This window comes from Janthinobacterium sp. JC611, assembly GCF_018682595.1.
In the GTDB taxonomy this organism is placed as follows: domain Bacteria; phylum Pseudomonadota; class Gammaproteobacteria; order Burkholderiales; family Burkholderiaceae_D; genus Janthinobacterium.
In genome coordinates this window covers 21,725-36,559 of sequence record NZ_JAFLJN010000017.1, presented here as the reverse complement: position 1 = coordinate 36,559, position 14,835 = coordinate 21,725, and the positions used below count along the sequence as shown (strand labels likewise).

At 63.2% G+C, this 14,835-nt stretch carries 14 protein-coding genes; 9 read left to right on the top strand and 5 right to left on the bottom strand.

The genetic code is table 11. The annotated features are described in order from the left end of the window. Positions 1–5: 5 nt before the first annotated feature. From hisH to tatC, 9 genes are all read left to right on the top strand, one after another. Entirely contained in the window at positions 6–644 is a 639-nt protein-coding gene (hisH, locus tag J0O65_RS12205; RefSeq protein ID WP_215407095.1) for an imidazole glycerol phosphate synthase subunit HisH, read from the top strand. 69 nt (positions 645–713) lie between these two features. Beyond that, positions 714–1,487: a 1-(5-phosphoribosyl)-5-[(5-phosphoribosylamino)methylideneamino]imidazole-4-carboxamide isomerase gene (hisA, locus tag J0O65_RS12200; protein ID WP_215407094.1), complete on the top strand. Its 774-nt coding sequence runs from the start codon at positions 714–716 to the stop codon at positions 1,485–1,487. Positions 1,488–1,546: 59 nt separating this feature from the next. Beyond that, entirely contained in the window at positions 1,547–2,308 is a 762-nt protein-coding gene (hisF, locus tag J0O65_RS12195) for an imidazole glycerol phosphate synthase subunit HisF (RefSeq protein ID WP_034753845.1), read from the top strand. Positions 2,309–2,342: 34 nt separating this feature from the next. Continuing rightward, the gene (gene hisI / locus J0O65_RS12190) at positions 2,343–2,780 is read left to right on the top strand and encodes a phosphoribosyl-AMP cyclohydrolase (RefSeq protein ID WP_034753847.1); all 438 of its coding nucleotides are present in this window, start codon (positions 2,343–2,345) and stop codon (positions 2,778–2,780) included. Beyond that, positions 2,777–3,148 (top strand): phosphoribosyl-ATP diphosphatase, encoded by a 372-nt coding sequence (locus J0O65_RS12185; protein WP_215407092.1) that lies wholly within the window; start codon positions 2,777–2,779, stop codon positions 3,146–3,148. The genes hisI and J0O65_RS12185 overlap by 4 nt, the downstream gene beginning before the upstream one ends. 15 nt (positions 3,149–3,163) lie before the next feature. After that, on the top strand, positions 3,164–3,535 hold the full coding sequence (locus J0O65_RS12180; RefSeq protein WP_215407090.1) for a histidine triad nucleotide-binding protein: 372 nt from the start codon (positions 3,164–3,166) through the stop codon (positions 3,533–3,535). An 80-nt stretch (positions 3,536–3,615) separates the two neighbouring features. Continuing rightward, positions 3,616–3,852 carry a Sec-independent protein translocase subunit TatA gene (gene tatA, locus J0O65_RS12175; RefSeq protein WP_071075001.1) on the top strand — a complete coding sequence of 79 codons (237 nt, stop codon included), beginning with the start codon at positions 3,616–3,618 and terminating at the stop codon, positions 3,850–3,852. 48 nt (positions 3,853–3,900) lie between these two features. Beyond that, complete coding sequence (gene tatB, locus J0O65_RS12170) at positions 3,901–4,434, top strand: Sec-independent protein translocase protein TatB (RefSeq protein ID WP_099379216.1); 534 nt, start codon at positions 3,901–3,903, stop codon at positions 4,432–4,434. Further along, the gene (gene tatC, locus J0O65_RS12165; protein WP_215407088.1) at positions 4,431–5,186 is read left to right on the top strand and encodes a twin-arginine translocase subunit TatC; all 756 of its coding nucleotides are present in this window, start codon (positions 4,431–4,433) and stop codon (positions 5,184–5,186) included. The genes tatB and tatC overlap by 4 nt, the downstream gene beginning before the upstream one ends. Before the next feature lie 84 nt (positions 5,187–5,270). Here tatC and J0O65_RS12160 read toward each other — a convergent pair whose 3' ends face one another. The 5 genes from J0O65_RS12160 to J0O65_RS12140 form a co-directional block, all read right to left on the bottom strand. Then, entirely contained in the window at positions 5,271–5,804 is a 534-nt protein-coding gene (locus tag J0O65_RS12160; RefSeq protein ID WP_215407086.1) for an apolipoprotein A1/A4/E family protein, read from the bottom strand. Positions 5,805–5,975: 171 nt separating this feature from the next. After that, complete coding sequence (locus J0O65_RS12155; protein WP_215407154.1) at positions 5,976–7,835, bottom strand: DUF885 domain-containing protein; 1,860 nt, start codon at positions 7,833–7,835, stop codon at positions 5,976–5,978. A 169-nt stretch (positions 7,836–8,004) separates the two neighbouring features. Then, positions 8,005–8,493, bottom strand: coding sequence for a hypothetical protein (locus J0O65_RS12150; protein WP_215407084.1), 489 nt, complete (start codon positions 8,491–8,493; stop codon positions 8,005–8,007). Between the two features lie 69 nt (positions 8,494–8,562). Beyond that, positions 8,563–12,744 (bottom strand): DEAD/DEAH box helicase, encoded by a 4,182-nt coding sequence (locus tag J0O65_RS12145; protein WP_215407082.1) that lies wholly within the window; start codon positions 12,742–12,744, stop codon positions 8,563–8,565. Further along, positions 12,741–14,684, bottom strand: coding sequence for a dipeptidyl-peptidase 5 (locus J0O65_RS12140; RefSeq protein WP_215407080.1), 1,944 nt, complete (start codon positions 14,682–14,684; stop codon positions 12,741–12,743). Before J0O65_RS12140 ends, J0O65_RS12145 begins: the two co-directional genes overlap by 4 nt. Positions 14,685–14,835: the final 151 nt, after the last annotated feature.

The window sequence follows — 14,835 nt, the reverse complement described above, 5'->3', positions numbered from 1 at the left end:
CAAACATGAATAAAATTGTGGTGGTGGATTACGGCATGGGCAATTTGCGCTCGGTGGCGCAAGCGCTGCGCGCCGTGGCGCCGGAAGCCGACGTGCGCATTTCCGGCCTCGCTGCCGACATCGACAGCGCCGACCGCATCGTCTTGCCGGGCCAGGGCGCCATGCCCGATTGCATGCGCAGCCTGCGCGAATCGGGCGTGCTCGAAGCGCTGTTGCGCGCCGCCGACAGCAAGCCCGTGCTGGGCGTGTGCATCGGCGAGCAAATGCTGTTCGACGGCAGCGAAGAGGGCGACGCGGCCGGTCTGGGCTTGCTGCCAGGCAAAGTCGTGCGCTTCCAGCTCGACGGCCAGGTGCAGGAAGACGGTTCGCGCTTCAAGGTGCCGCAAATGGGCTGGAACCAAGTGCGCCAAACGGCGTCCCATGCCATGTGGGATGGCATCGCCGACCATGCGTATTTTTACTTTGTGCACAGCTATTTTGCTCAACCTCAAGAGGCGGCGCACACGGTGGGCGAGACTGTCTATGGCGCACCGTTCGCTTGCGCCGTCGCCCGTGATAATATTTTCGCGACACAGTTTCACCCTGAAAAAAGTGCTGCCGCTGGCTTGCAGCTGTACAAGAACTTCGTTCACTGGCAACCCTGACGTACCTTTTGATGTACCTTCGTGGCCTTTCCGGCTTCGCTCTTCACTTACTCTGACACCACACTGACCATGCTGCTTATTCCCGCCATCGACCTGAAAGACGGTCACTGCGTACGCCTGAAACAAGGCGATATGGAACTTGCCACCGTATTTTCCGAAGACCCGGCCGAGATGGCCCGCCATTGGCTGATGCAAGGCGCGCGCCGGCTGCACCTGGTCGACCTGAACGGCGCCTTTGCCGGCAAGCCGAAGAACGAAGGCGCCGTCAAGGCCATCCTGAAGGCCGTGCAGGATTTCGCCGTGGAAAATGACATCGAGGAAATCCCCGTGCAGCTGGGCGGCGGCATCCGCGACCTCGACACCATCGAGCGCTACCTCGACGCCGGCATCAGCTACATCATCATCGGCACGGCGGCCGTGAAAAGCCCCGGCTTCCTGCACGACGCCTGCGGCGCCTTCCCGGGTCACATCATCGTCGGCCTCGATGCCAAGGATGGCAAGGTGGCAACGGATGGCTGGAGCAAGATGTCGGGCCATGAGGTGATTGACCTGGCGAAAAAATTCGAAGCCTACGGCGTCGAATCGATCATCTACACGGACATCGGCCGCGACGGCATGATGGGCGGCATCAATATCGAGGCCACCGTCAAGCTGGCGCAAGCCGTCAAGATCCCCGTCATTGCCTCTGGCGGCCTGCACAATATCGGCGACGTGGAAGCGCTGTGCGCCGTCCAGGCCGAAGGCATCGAAGGCGTGATCTGCGGCCGTTCCATCTATGAAGGCACGATCGACCTGGCGCAGGCGCAGGAACGCGCCGACGAACTGACCGACGCCGCCGTTTAAGCCTGCCCGGCCCGGGCGTGCGCGCGCATGCCTGGCCTGGCGACAATCTGGATACCATCATGCTTGCAAAACGTATCATCCCCTGCCTCGACGTGACCAATGGCCGCGTCGTCAAAGGCGTCAATTTCACGGAATTGCGCGACGCCGGCGACCCGGTGGAAATCGCCCGCCGCTATGACGAGCAGGGCGCCGATGAAATCACTTTCCTCGACATTACCGCCTCGAGCGACAACCGCGGTTTGATCTTCGACATCATCGAAGCGGTGGCCTCGCAAGTATTCATCCCGCTGACGGTGGGCGGCGGCGTGCGCGTCGTGGAAGACGTGCGCCGCCTGCTCAACGCGGGCGCCGACAAGGTCAGCATCAACACCTCGGCCGTGACCAATCCCCAGCTGGTGTACGAGGCATCGCAAAAGCACGGCTCGCAATGCATCGTCGTGGCCATCGACGCCAAGCAGGTGTCGCCCGGCAAGTGGGAAGTGTTTACCCACGGCGGGCGCACCGCCACGGGCCTGGACGCGTTTGAATGGGCGCGTAAAATGGAAAGCCTGGGGGCCGGTGAAATCTTGCTCACCAGTATGGACCGCGATGGCACCAAGGTGGGTTTCGACCTGGGCCTGACGCGCGGCGTGTCCGATGCCGTCAGCATTCCCGTGATCGCCTCGGGCGGCGTGGGCGGCTTGCAAGACCTGGTCGACGGCATCAAGGTGGGCCGCGCGGATGCCGTGCTGGCCGCCAGCATCTTCCATTACGGCCAGCACACGGTGCAGGAAGCCAAGCGGTTCATGGCGCAGCAGGGCATACCCATGCGCCTGGCGTAAAGATCAGCAGTCAATACAGGCAGGATAGAAGAACATGCAAAATGGAACCATCGTAGCAAGCAACGCCAAGTGGCTGAAGAAGGTCAAGTGGGACGAGCACGGCCTGGTGCCCGTGATCGCGCAGGAAGCGGGCAGCAATGACGTGCTGATGTTCGCCTGGATGAACCGCGACGCGCTGGCGCGCACGGTGGAGCTGGGCGAAGCCGTGTACTGGAGCCGGTCGCGCAAGAAACTGTGGCACAAGGGCGAAGAATCGGGCCACACGCAAAAGGTGCTGGAAATCCGCCTCGATTGCGACGAAGACGTGGTCTTGCTGAAAATCGAACAAGCCGGCGGCATCGCCTGCCATACGGGCCGTCACTCGTGCTTCTTCCAGAAATTCGAAGGCGACGAAAAAACGGGCGAATGGCAAGTCACCGACCCGGTCCTGAAAGACCCTGAGACGATTTACGCGGAAAGCAAGAGCAAATGAGTGAAACCTTGAAACGCCTGGCCGCCGTGATCGAATCGCGCAAGCTGGCCAATGGCGGCGACCCCGCCACCTCGTATGTCGCGCGCCTGTTTGCCAAGGGCGATGACGCCATCCTGAAAAAAATCGGCGAAGAGGCGACGGAAACGGTGATGGCCGCCAAGGATGCGCGGCGCGACAACGACCCGTCGAAGGTCCTGTACGAATGCGCCGACCTGTGGTTCCACTCGCTGGTGATGCTGGCGCAGTTCGACCTGACGCCGCAGCAGGTACTCGACGAGCTGGCGCGCCGCGAAGGCCTGTCCGGCCTGGAAGAAAAGGCGGCGCGCAAGGATGTATTGCGCGACGCCGGCGAAACAGACCAACACTGACTGACTGGAGCGTGCGTGGATAACTGTATTTTCTGCAAGATTGCTGCAAAACAAATTCCTTCGTCCATCGTGTATGAAGACGACGACTTGCTGGCCTTCAAGGACATCAACCCGGCCGCCCCCGTGCATCTGCTGCTGATCCCGAAGCAGCACGTGGCGACCCTGTCCGACTGCGACGACAGCCATACGGAGATGCTGGGCAAGCTGCTGCGCCTGGCGCCGAAACTTGCTGCCGAGTTTGGCTGCGCCGTCACGTATGACGCCGATGGCACGCCTGCCGGCGGCTTCAAGACCATGATCAACAGCGGCCCGAACGGCGGGCAAGAGGTGTATCACCTGCACATGCATGTGTACGGCGGACCCCGCCCCTGGCGCGGCCAGCACTGATTTCGCCGTACACCGGGTTCGCGTGTATACTACCGGCATTGGTTGACGCTATTCGGGCACCGTCCCGCAAGGAGAATGTGATGGGTTCATTGAGTATTTGGCACTGGGTGATCGTTCTGGTCATTGTGATGCTGGTCTTCGGCACCAAGAAACTGGGCAACATCGGCGGTGATATCGGCAAGGCCGTCAAAGGCTTCAAGGATGGCGTCAAGGGCGACGATGACGCGCCAGCAGCCAATACCCCTCCTGCCGCGCCATCGCAAGTGGCCGACAAAAGCACCATCGACGTCGAGACGAAAGAGAAAAGCAAGTTCTGATAGCGTGGCGGGGCGCTAGCCCCGTCCGGTAACAGCCCTTGTCCGCTTATGATCGATCTCGGTCTCTCAAAAATCGCCATCATCGGCGTGGTTGCGTTGATAGTCATCGGCCCTGAAAAGTTGCCGAGAGTGGCGCGCATGGCCGGTACCCTGTATGGCCGCGCGCAACGCTACCTGAACCAGGTGAAATCCGAAGTCTCGCGCGAAATTGAGATGGAAGAGCTGAAAAACCTGCAGAAGGAAGTGCAGGATGCGGCTCATTCCGTCAAGCAAAGCGTGGAGAAATCCATGCATGGCGTGGAAAACTCGATCTCCGGCAACCTGGCCGAGGTGGAAAACGCCTGGCGCGGCGATGCCAGTTCGTATGAAGGGCATCACGATGCCCATGAAGCCATGCTGCGCGCCACCAACGATGACCTGGCCCGCAAGGCGCGCGAATTCCGCCGCAAGAAGCTGGTGCGCAATTCCGCCATCCCTGGCTGGTACAAGCAGCGCCATGGCGGCAAGCTGCACGTGCAGTCGGCGGCCGCCCGCGTGGCGCGCTTCCGTCCGCGCGCCAGTTCCTCCTCCTTTTACTCATGAGTAGCAAATCCCCGGTGGAAGAAACTTTTATCTCGCATCTGGTCGAGCTGCGCAACCGCCTGGTGAAAGCCTCGATCGGCATCGCCGTCGTCTGCGCCATCCTGTTTTACTGGCCCGGGCCATCGCATATCTACGATTTTATTGCCGCGCCGATGATCGCCTCGCTGCCGGCCGGCTCGAAAATGATCGCCACCGGCGTCATCTCGCCGTTCCTGGTGCCGATGAAAGTGACGCTGGTGATCGCCTTCATCGTCGCCTTGCCCTGGGTGCTGTACCAGATGTGGGCGTTTATCGCCCCCGGCCTGTACACGCATGAAAAACGCCTGATCGCGCCGCTGGTCATCTCCTCGTCCCTGCTGTTCATGGCCGGCGTGGCCTTCTGCTATTTCTTTGTGTTTGGCCGCGTGTTCCACTTCATCAGCGACTTTTCGCCGTCGTCGATCGCCGTGACGCCCGATATCGAAAACTACCTCGATTTCGTCATGTCAATGTGCCTGGCCTTTGGCGCCACCTTCGAGGTACCGGTGGTGGTGGTGATCCTCGTGCGCATGGGGCTTGTTTCTATCGCGAAACTCAAGGAAGTGCGTCCCTACATCATCGTCGGCGCCTTCGTGATCGCCGCCATCGTCACGCCGCCGGACGTCGTCAGCCAGTTCTCGCTGGCCATCCCGATGTGTTTGCTATTCGAACTGGGCCTGCTGGTGGCGCCCATCTTCGTCAGGGCCACCCAGGCGCCGGAAGAAGCGTCCTAGACGGCCCGCAACGCGTGCCGATACGAGCCGCTGGCCTCCCTCGGGAGCCGCGGCTTTTTTATCGCCAAGAAAGTTAGTGGGTGCTTACTGCAGCATCAGTTTGCTGAGGATGCCCAGGTTGAGCAGGATCAGGGTGCTCATCATCCAGTATACGTGTTTCATGTCGGCGCCATGGCGCAAGTCCATGCGTTCCAGACGGGCATCGAGTTTTTGCTCCAATGCCTCTAATTTGGTATCGAATTTTTGTTCCAATGCCTCTAACTTGGCATCGAATTTCTGCTCCAATGCGTCTAACCTGGTATTGAATTTGTGCTCCAGCGCATCGATCCGCGTATCGAGTCTGAGTTCCAACGCATCGATCCGGGTATCGAGTCTGAGTTCCAGCCCACCGATCTTCAACTCCAGGGCGCCCGCTTGGGTGTCGACCTTTTGCGCCACCAGCTTGATTTCCCCCAGCACATTGCGCTCCAGCGCCGCCAGTTCGCCATGCACGACCACAGCGGAGCCCAGTACTTCACCCAGTGCCGTCGCATGCGCTTCCGCCTGCTGGGTGGGCACGCCGGCCGAGGCGAGGCGTTTGGCGTAATCGAGGGTGTCGAACTGGATGGGCATATGCATGGACGCTCCTGTATCCAGCCTAGCAGGAAAATCGGCAATTGCCAGTGAGGAGTGCGGTGGCGCCTGCCTTCCCATGAGCTTAATGGACAGGCGCGCCAGTGGTTTGCGGTGGCGCAAACGCATGCAAAAAGGGCGCCGCGGCGCCCTTTGCAAGCTGACGGCGAGCGCCAGTTAATTCATCAATTCCTTGATGACTTTCACGGGCGCGCTGCCGTAGCTGAGGAATTGCTCATGGAAATCCTTCAGCACGAATTTGTTGCCCAGCGCTTGCTTGCGCTGTTCGCGCAAGTCCATGATTTCGCTGTAGCCGCTGAAATAGCTGGTCAGTTGCACCGAGCTCAGCTGCACGCGGCGCCATTTTTCCGTCGCTTCCCGCTTGGTCTGGAAGGCTTGGCGCGTCAGCAGGTCCAGCGCCTGCGCTTCCGTCATGCCCAGCACGTGCACGCTGTAGTCGAGGATGGTGTTGGTGACGCTGCGCAAGTTCCACTTCGAATACATTAGCCACATTTCCGGCGCGTTGTTGCCATAGCCCGATTCGAGCATCATGCGCTCGCCATACACGGCCCAGCCTTCGATCATGGCGCCGTTGCCGAAGATGGACTTGACCAGCGACGGCGACTTGTTGGCGTACACGAGCTGCGTGTAGTGGCCGGGAATGGCTTCGTGGATATTCAGGATCTGCAAGATCCAGTGGTTGTACTCGCGCAAGCTGCTTTCCGCCTGTTCCGGCGTTTCGCCATCGAGCGGCGTCACGTTGTAATAGGTGCGGTCCTGCGGGCGGTACGGACCGGGCGCCTCGATGCTGGCGCCGGCCACGCCGCGCTGGTAGGCGGGCGTTTCACGCACGACCAGGGGCTTTTTCGGGTCCATCGTCAGCAGGTTGTGACTGGTCACCCATTCCTGCAGCTCGGGAATCTGGCGGCGGATTTCCGGCACGAAATCGGCAGGGGCCACGTGGTTGCTGGACAGCTTGTCGATCACCATGCCGATCTTCGCCGTGCGGTCCGCCGGCTTGGCCGTGGCACCCATGGTTTTCACCCACAGTTCGTCGGACAGGCTATCCATGTGCTCGAGCAGCTTTTCGCGCGCCGCCAGGGCTTTCTGGTACATCTGTTCGGCGCTCACGCTGGCCTGGATATCGTAGGCGAATTTTTGCTCATATAGCTCCTTGCCGATGCGGAAGGAGCGCGCATTGCCGTGCTGCGCCAGCGCGGCATCCTGTTCCGTCAGCCAGGCCGCATAGCCTTGCACGGCCGTGCGGGCCGCGGCGATGCGCGCGTTGTACAGCTGCTTTTCCGCCGGCGTCAGGATGGAACCCTGTGCCGTCTTGTTCAGGTCGTCAAGCACGCTGAGCACGCCGGCGCTCTGGGCGATGGCCAGTTGCGTGTGTTCGCGCGTGGGGTTGACGATGCTGGCGCGCGCGGCCGCATAGTATTGCGGCACGGTGGCGATGCGCTTGAGCAAGGTGCGCAGGCGCTGCGGCTGGGCCGCGTATTCCGTGTTCAGGATGAAGTCGATGGAACCGGCCACGTTGTACTGGGCGGGATTCCATTCGAATTCGCGGAAGGTGGTCAGATACCAGCGGTCCGATTGCAGTTTATTCGTCAGCAAGGCCAGGTCGGTGCGTTGCTTGTCCGACATTTTGCCGGCATTCAGCTTGCCGAACTTGCCCAGCCATTCTTCGATGAAGGCCAGTTGCTTCTGGCGGCTGGCCGCGTCGGGAATGCTCAGGTTGGCGGCGCCATCGTACTTGCCGACCGAAATCGCGCTTTCCGGGTCCAGGCGCCACAGGGCCGTGAGGAACTGGCCGCTGAGGTTATTCATGGAGCGGTCGCTGCTGTTCTCGCTGGCGACGGCGGCCACCGTGGCTGCCGTGGCGGCGCTGACGACGGCCGCCTTCCTGGCGACGGTTTTTTTCTTGCTGCTGCTGCTCGTTGCCTTGCCTTGCTTCTGCGGCTTCTTGGCGGCGCTGGCCGGTGTCAGGGTAAAGGCCATCATCAATGCGGCGAGCGCAACTTTATTTTTTATCAGCATAGTTTATCTCTTGAATATTTTGTTGTTTGCCCTCATCAGAAAATAATAAACTGATAATATAGGTAACAAACAACTATTGAAAGGTTGGCCTTGCATGCCTGGGCGGCCCAAAGATTAGCATCAATTGCCGCCGCTGCGCAGTTTTTTGCGCCGGGCGCGCGCGGCGCTAGACGACGATGGCGCTGCCGTGCAGCAGTTCCTGGTGGCGCGCATTGATGGCCGCCACGGCATCCTTGCCGCGCGCCATGCCGGTGGCGTGGATGTCGATGTCCTGCGTGTAGCGCTGGCTGACTCTGACCGTGTAGGACTGGAACAGCCAGCTCCAGAAGTTCGTTTCATAGACGGCTTCATCCATGTCGCGCCATTTGACGCCCGTCAGTTTCTTTTTCCACGGCAAGATACCGGACGCCAGCCACACGCCCGCCTCATCAATGTACAGCTGATAGCTGCGTATCGTCAGCAGGCGGTAGCCGACGATCAGGGCCGAGCCGATCAGCACGACGAAAGCGGCGCGCGCGTTGTACTTGAAGGCCAGCGGCAGGGCGGCAAAAAACAGCAGCACGGCGATGAGGAAGGTGCTGACGTAGGCGGTCCAGGATTTGCCGCACAAAAAGGTGGCGCGCTGGCCGGCGCTGGTGGCGATATAGTCGGTCATGGCGTGGGAGAGAAACTGGGAAAAAGGATCATCGCATGGAACGCGGCGGCGCCGCTTATTTCTTCAATCTCATCGCTTCAAGCCCTCCTGCAGCATGCCCAGCATGTCATTGGCCGACATGCGCGCGGCCGCGTCGCTGCCTTCCAATAAACTGTCGGCCAGGTCGCGCTTGTGCTGATGCAATTCGACGATGCCTTCCTCGATCGTATGTTGCGCCACCAGCCGGTAAATGGTGACGGGGCGCAATTGCCCCATGCGGTGGGCGCGGTCCGAGGCCTGGTCTTCCACGGCCGGATTCCACCACGGGTCCATGTGGATCACGTAGTCGGCCGCCGTCAGGTTGATGCCCATGCCGCCCGCCTTCAGGCTGATCAGGAAGACATCGCCGTCGCCCGCCTGGAAGGCATCCACGCGGCGCTTGCGCTCCTGCATGGGGGTGCTGCCGTCGAGATACTGGTAGCCCACGCCATGCTGCTCCAGGTGCTGGCGGATCAGGGTCAAGTGGTCGACGAACTGGCTGAAGACGAGCACCTTGTGGCGGTTTTCCAGCAAGCCCGACAACAGCTCCGCGAAGGCCGCCAGCTTGCTGCTGGCCAGGCCCAGCTCGGGCGCCACCAGCTGCGGATTGCAGCAGGCGCGGCGCAGCTTCATGATTTCCGCCAGGATCTGGATGGCCTTTTTTGACGCCGGCCCTTCCACCATGGCCAGCTTTTCCAGCGCCTCGCGGCGCAAGGATTCGTACAGCGCCGTTTCCTGCGGCGACAATGCCACTTCCAGCACGATTTCCGTGCGCGACGGCAATTCCGACAGCACTTGCGTCTTCGTGCGGCGCAGGATGAATGGCGCGATCAGGCGGCGCAAGCGCAGGCGCGCACCGGCTGCCGCCCGCTTGTCTTGATCTTTCTCAATGGGGCCGGCGAAGCGCAAATTAAACTGGTCGAGGGTGCCCAGCAAACCGGGGTTGATGAAGCGGAACAAATTCCATAATTCGCCCAAGTGATTTTCCAGCGGCGTGCCGCTGGCCACCATGCGGAAGTCGCCCTGCAGCGCCATCACGGCTTGCGAGCGCTTGGTGGCGCCATTCTTGATCGCCTGCGCTTCGTCGAGCACGATCGTATGCCAGCGCACGCCGGCAAACAGCGCCGCTTCCTGCTGCAGCAAGCCGTAGCTGGCCACCACCACGTCGAACGGCTGCAAGGTGTCCAGCATGTCGGCGCGGTCGCCGCCGCCGAACAGTTTGACGTTCAAGGTGGGCGCGAAGCGCGTCGCTTCGCTGATCCAGTTCATGCACACGGACGTGGGGGCCACCACCAGGGTGGGGCCGTTCGGCGCGCGCGCCAGGATCAGCGCCAGCGCCTGCAAGGTCTTGCCGAGTCCCATGTCGTCGGCCAGGCAGGCGCCCACGCCCCAGTGCGCCAGGCGCGCCAGCCACTGGTAGCCAGCCAGCTGGTAGTCGCGCAAGTCGGCCTGCAGGGTGCTGGGCAGCTGCGGCTGATAGTCATCGAGGGCGCGCAGGCGCAGCAAGTGTTCGCGCCACAGTTTGTCGGCCTGTACGCCGCCCACATCGTTGGCCAGCTCTTCCAGCGCGAAGGCGGCCAGCGGGTGGATGTGTACGCCATCGGCATGCGCCTCGCCATATGCGGCCAGCTCCGACAGGCGCCGGTGCAACTCGTCGCTGAGCGCGAGGAACTGGTTGTCGCCCAGGGCCACGAAGCGGCTCTTATTGTTCTGCATCAAATCGAGCAGGGCGCGCAAATCCATCACCTTGTCTTCATCGATCTGCACTTCGCCGCTGGCGGCAAACCAGTCTTTCTCGCTCTTGATGTTCAGGCGCATCTGTCCGCTGTCGATGCGTTTCGACACGCGCATGGTTTCGCCTTCGGGCCAGGCCAGCACCATGCCGTCCGGCTCCAGCGCCTGCAGCTCCACCAGCAGTTGCAAGCCCAGCGCAGGCTGGCCCAGCAGCCACTCGCCATGCTCTTCTTCCGCCTCTTCCAGCACCAGGCAGCGACCAATGAGCTGGCGCTGCGCTTCGCGTTCCGCGTTCAAGTCGCGCCGCGCTTGCACGGCCCGGCCCGCCACATCGGCAAACACGCTCTCGGCGCCGCTGCCCGGCGCGTAATAGGCGCCATTGTCAAGCAGGGGGCGCACCAGAATCTGCATCTTGAGACCCTGCTGGTAGGGCAGCAGGTGCACGTGCAGGCGGTGGTCGGCCGTGATCGCTTCCGCGTCGCCGCTGCCGCCGCCGATATCCGATTGCACGGTGACCATGGACGAGATGGCGCCGATCGCCTGCAGCACCTGTTTTTCCGCATGCAGGGGCACGGACAGGCCCAGGCCCACGATGGCGCCGATGCGCCTGTGCTCGTCGAGGATGTGCACCACGCGCAAGCGCGTCGGCGTCTCGCGCTGCACCACGACATTGCTGCCGTTGTCGGGCAGGGGCGGCTGCATGCCCAGCCACAGCTGCCCCTCGTGCGACTTGATGAGGAGCTCGGGCGCACCGGCGATCAATTCCACGCGCGTGTCGGGATGATCGAGCCAGAAGACGAGCGGATGGCCCACCAGCAAGACGGCGGCCTTGTCCAGCTCGACTTCATAGCGCGGCGCCGACGAATAATATTGTTTAAAGGGCGCGATGCTGCCCGCCGCGCGCGCGTCCTGCGGCGTGAGGAAATCGATGTCGCCCGCTTCTTCGGCCAGGCGCTTCAAGCCCATGGCGCGACCCTTGCTCCAGCCGCCCCGTGCGTCGCGTTTCTGCTCGCGCACTTCCACCGCCGTCAAGCCGAAACGCGGGTCGAACGCCACCAGCCACACCAGGCGCGAGACGCCGCCCTGCGCCTCGGCGGGCGCGTTCTGTTGCAGGTTGATCAGGGCGCTCAGCTGGCGCTGCCACGCTTCCTGGCGCTCGAACCACGGCGCCATGTCCGTCATGCCGTGCCGCGCCCGCTTCGAGGTGGCGTAGCGCTCCTGCTGCGGTTCGCCCATCAAGCCCAGCAAGCCGGCCGCCTGCGCGGCGATCAGCTCGTAGCCGGCGGCATCGGCTTGTTGCACCAGCAGGCGTAGTTGATCCTTGCGTTCGCTCAATTGTGGCAGGGCCAGCCAGTAGTACAGCAAGGCCTGGAACAACTGCGCCTGCAGTGCCGTTTCCCAGCTGCGCGTGGGGATGCTTTCCGCCAGCTGCACGCCGGCGCGCACCAGGCGCAAGGTGTTGAGCTGATGGTAGACGATGCTGTCGTGGTTCGGCTGCGCGTGCAGGGCGATGTCGAGGTAGGTTTCCGCGCTTTTCAGCAGCTTGGCGTCGTTGCCGCGAAGCAGGGCCAGCACGTACAGGTGGCCGCCGATGCCCGTAAAGCACAGCTTGCGCTTGCCCGCTTCCTTGCGCAGCCCTTTCAGGGCCGTCTCGAAGCCCGCCACGGCGTGCGCATGTTCACCGCGCAACAGGGCGATACTGCTGTCGATAAACAGCACCTGCGGCCCCTGCTGGCCTGCCAGGTAGCGCGCGGCCGTGTCGAGTTCGCCGCACAGCAGGGCGTCTTCGGCCAGGGCCAGCGGCAGGGCGGCGCCGATATGGTCGCCGGCCGCCGCCTGGCGCGCGTGGTGGGCGCGCGCGTAGGCGCGGATGGCGTGCGCCGTGGCCGGCTCGCGCGGGGCGTTGCCCAGCAGCACGGCGAGGATGTCATCCTGCAGTTGCGGCATGACGAAAGACAACATCTCCGGCTCGAATGGGCGGCCGAAAATCTCGATCAGCGGATGCAGCTGCTGCGCTTCATAGCAGGCCATGCAGGCGGCCAGGATGGCGGCCACGTGGCGCACCTCGTCATTGCGCAAGAGGGCGATGCGCAGGCGCGCCACGCCTTGCCGGTAGCTGCGCAATTCCACATAGCCATCCCAGTTGCGGCGCACGGGATTGATCAGTTCGATGGCCTGGCACAGGTCGCGAAACACCAGGTGCTCGATGGCGGCGCGCATGGCGGGCCAGCGCAGCCGCGCTTCGCAGGCAAAGCCGCGTCCCACGATTTCCGACGCCAGCGCCAGGCGCGTCAGCCGCTGCAGCATGTTGGTGACCACCAGCAAGCTGAACGGCGTGCCGTCCGGCTCGACGACATTGGCGCGCTGCAAGTGTTCATACACGGCATGCTTGCCCACCGGTTCGCCCGTGATCGCCAGCAGGGCCAGGATCATCCGTTCGTGCTGCTCCAGTGCGGCGAACTCGTCCAGCAGCGCTTGCTCTGCATTCGATTCGCTCATGCGGGCAAGTTGGCGATCTGCACGGGCGCATCGCCGGCCGCCACGGGCAGGCCGAACACGCGCTGGTAGAAATACAGTTCCGCCTCCAGGGTGCGCGCGATGTTTTCCGCCTTGCGGAAGCCGTGGCCCTCGCCTTCGAGCGGGACGTAGGCGACGGGCACGCCGCGCGCCTGCAGGGCGTCGACCATCAGCTGCGACTGCTGCGGTGGCACCACCTTGTCGTCGAGGCCCTGGAAGAAGATCATCGGGCGCGACAATTTATCCGTGTGGTGGATGGGCGAGCGCTCGCGGTACAGCGCCTCGGCTTGCGGCTGCGAAGCGATCAGGTAATCGGTGTAGCGCGATTCGAACTTGTGCGAATCGTCGTCCAGGCCCTTCAGGTCGGACACGCCATAGTAGCTGGCGCCCGCCTTGAAGACGTCGTGGAAGGTCAAGGCGCACAGGGTCGTCAGGCCGCCCGCGCTGCCGCCGCGGATGATCAGGCGCTCGGGGTCGGCCAGGCCGTTGGCGGCCAGGTAGCGCGCGCCGGCGATGCAGTCTTCCACGTCGACGATGCCCCATTGGCCGCGCAGCGCGTCGCGGTATTCGCGGCCGAAACCGCTGCTGCCGCCATAGTTGACGTCGAGCACGCCGATGCCGCGGCTGGTCCAGTATTGCGTCGCCAGTTTCAAGGTATTGCTGGCCATGCTGGTGGGGCCGCCATGGCTGATGACGATGACGGGCGGTAACGTTCCCGCCGGCGCCTGCACGTCGCCATTCGTGGGCGCGTAAAAGAAGGCGTGGGCCGTGCGGCCGTTGTTGCTGGTAAAACTCAAGCTGCGCGGCACGGACAGATAATCGAGCGCGGGCAAGTGCGCGATCGACTGCGCCAGTACTTCGAGCTCATGGTTAGCCAAGTCGATGCGCGCCAGTTCCAGCGCGATGGTGGGGCTGCCGCCCAGCAGCGCGACGAAGCCGGGCCCCACGCGCAGTTCGCGGATTTCCTGGTACGGGTGGGGAATTGGCTCGAGCTTGGCCGCCGCCACGCTCAGCTGCGCCAGGTAGCTGATGCCGGCCTGGATGTACGTGCAGACGATCTCGTCGTCGGAAAGAAAGCCGTACATGCTGCCGCCGAAGGTCCAGTGCGGCGTGGCAAATTCCGCTTCCATCGGGCACAGCGCCTCGATGTCGGCGCCATGCAGGCGGTACAGATTCCACCAGCCGCTGCTGTCGGAAACGAAGTGCAGCAAGCCGTTCGGCGACCATTCCGGCTGGCAAATCGACTCGCGCGCGCCGCCGGCGATCAGGCGCGGCGAACCCAGGCTGCCGTCGGGATGCACGTCGGCCAGCCACAGTTCCGTGCCTTGCCACGGCAGGCGCGGGTGGTCCCAGCTGATCCAGGCCAGCTGGCTGCCGTCCGGCGACAGGCGTGGCGCCGCATAAAAATCGTGGCCGCGCGCCAGCACCGTTTCGCGCCCGTCGAAGCCGACGGCGGTCAGGCTGTTTTCCGGCTGCGCATGGCCTGCGTCCGGATGCTGTTCGCGCACGGCGATCAGGCGCGAACGGGCCGCATCGACGACGAAATCCGCATGGCGCGTGTTGCCGCCCGTGGTGAACGCTGCGGGCGCGCCGTCGCCGCTCACGCGGTACAGGCAATTGTCGGCGAAATGCGAAAAGTAGACGGTATCGCCGGCGACGGCATACGCGCCGCCGCCGTACTCATGCACGCGGGTACGTACATTGAAGGGCGCTGGCGTCAGTTCATCGATGCGCGCGCCGCGCTGGCGCAGCAGGGTGTTGCGGCCCGCCTCGCTGGCGCGCCCGGCCAGCCAGTACACGTCGTTCCCATCCGCACCGCCCAGGGCCAGCTGCGTCAGCGGCGAGGCGCCGGCGGCGACGATGGCCGCGCTGATCGGCGATGGCCAGGTGCCATAAGGGGTGCTGGATGCGGTCGAGGTCATGCGGGCTCCGTATAGTGAGGGGATCAAGGGCCGCCAGGCAGGGTCAGGGCGCGCGGCGGCGTGCATCATCATAATGGAAGGGCAGGCACAACGAAAGTCATCGCTGTGCGTGGCAAATGCTGCAAAGCGGCACCGGAATCAATGAAATGGC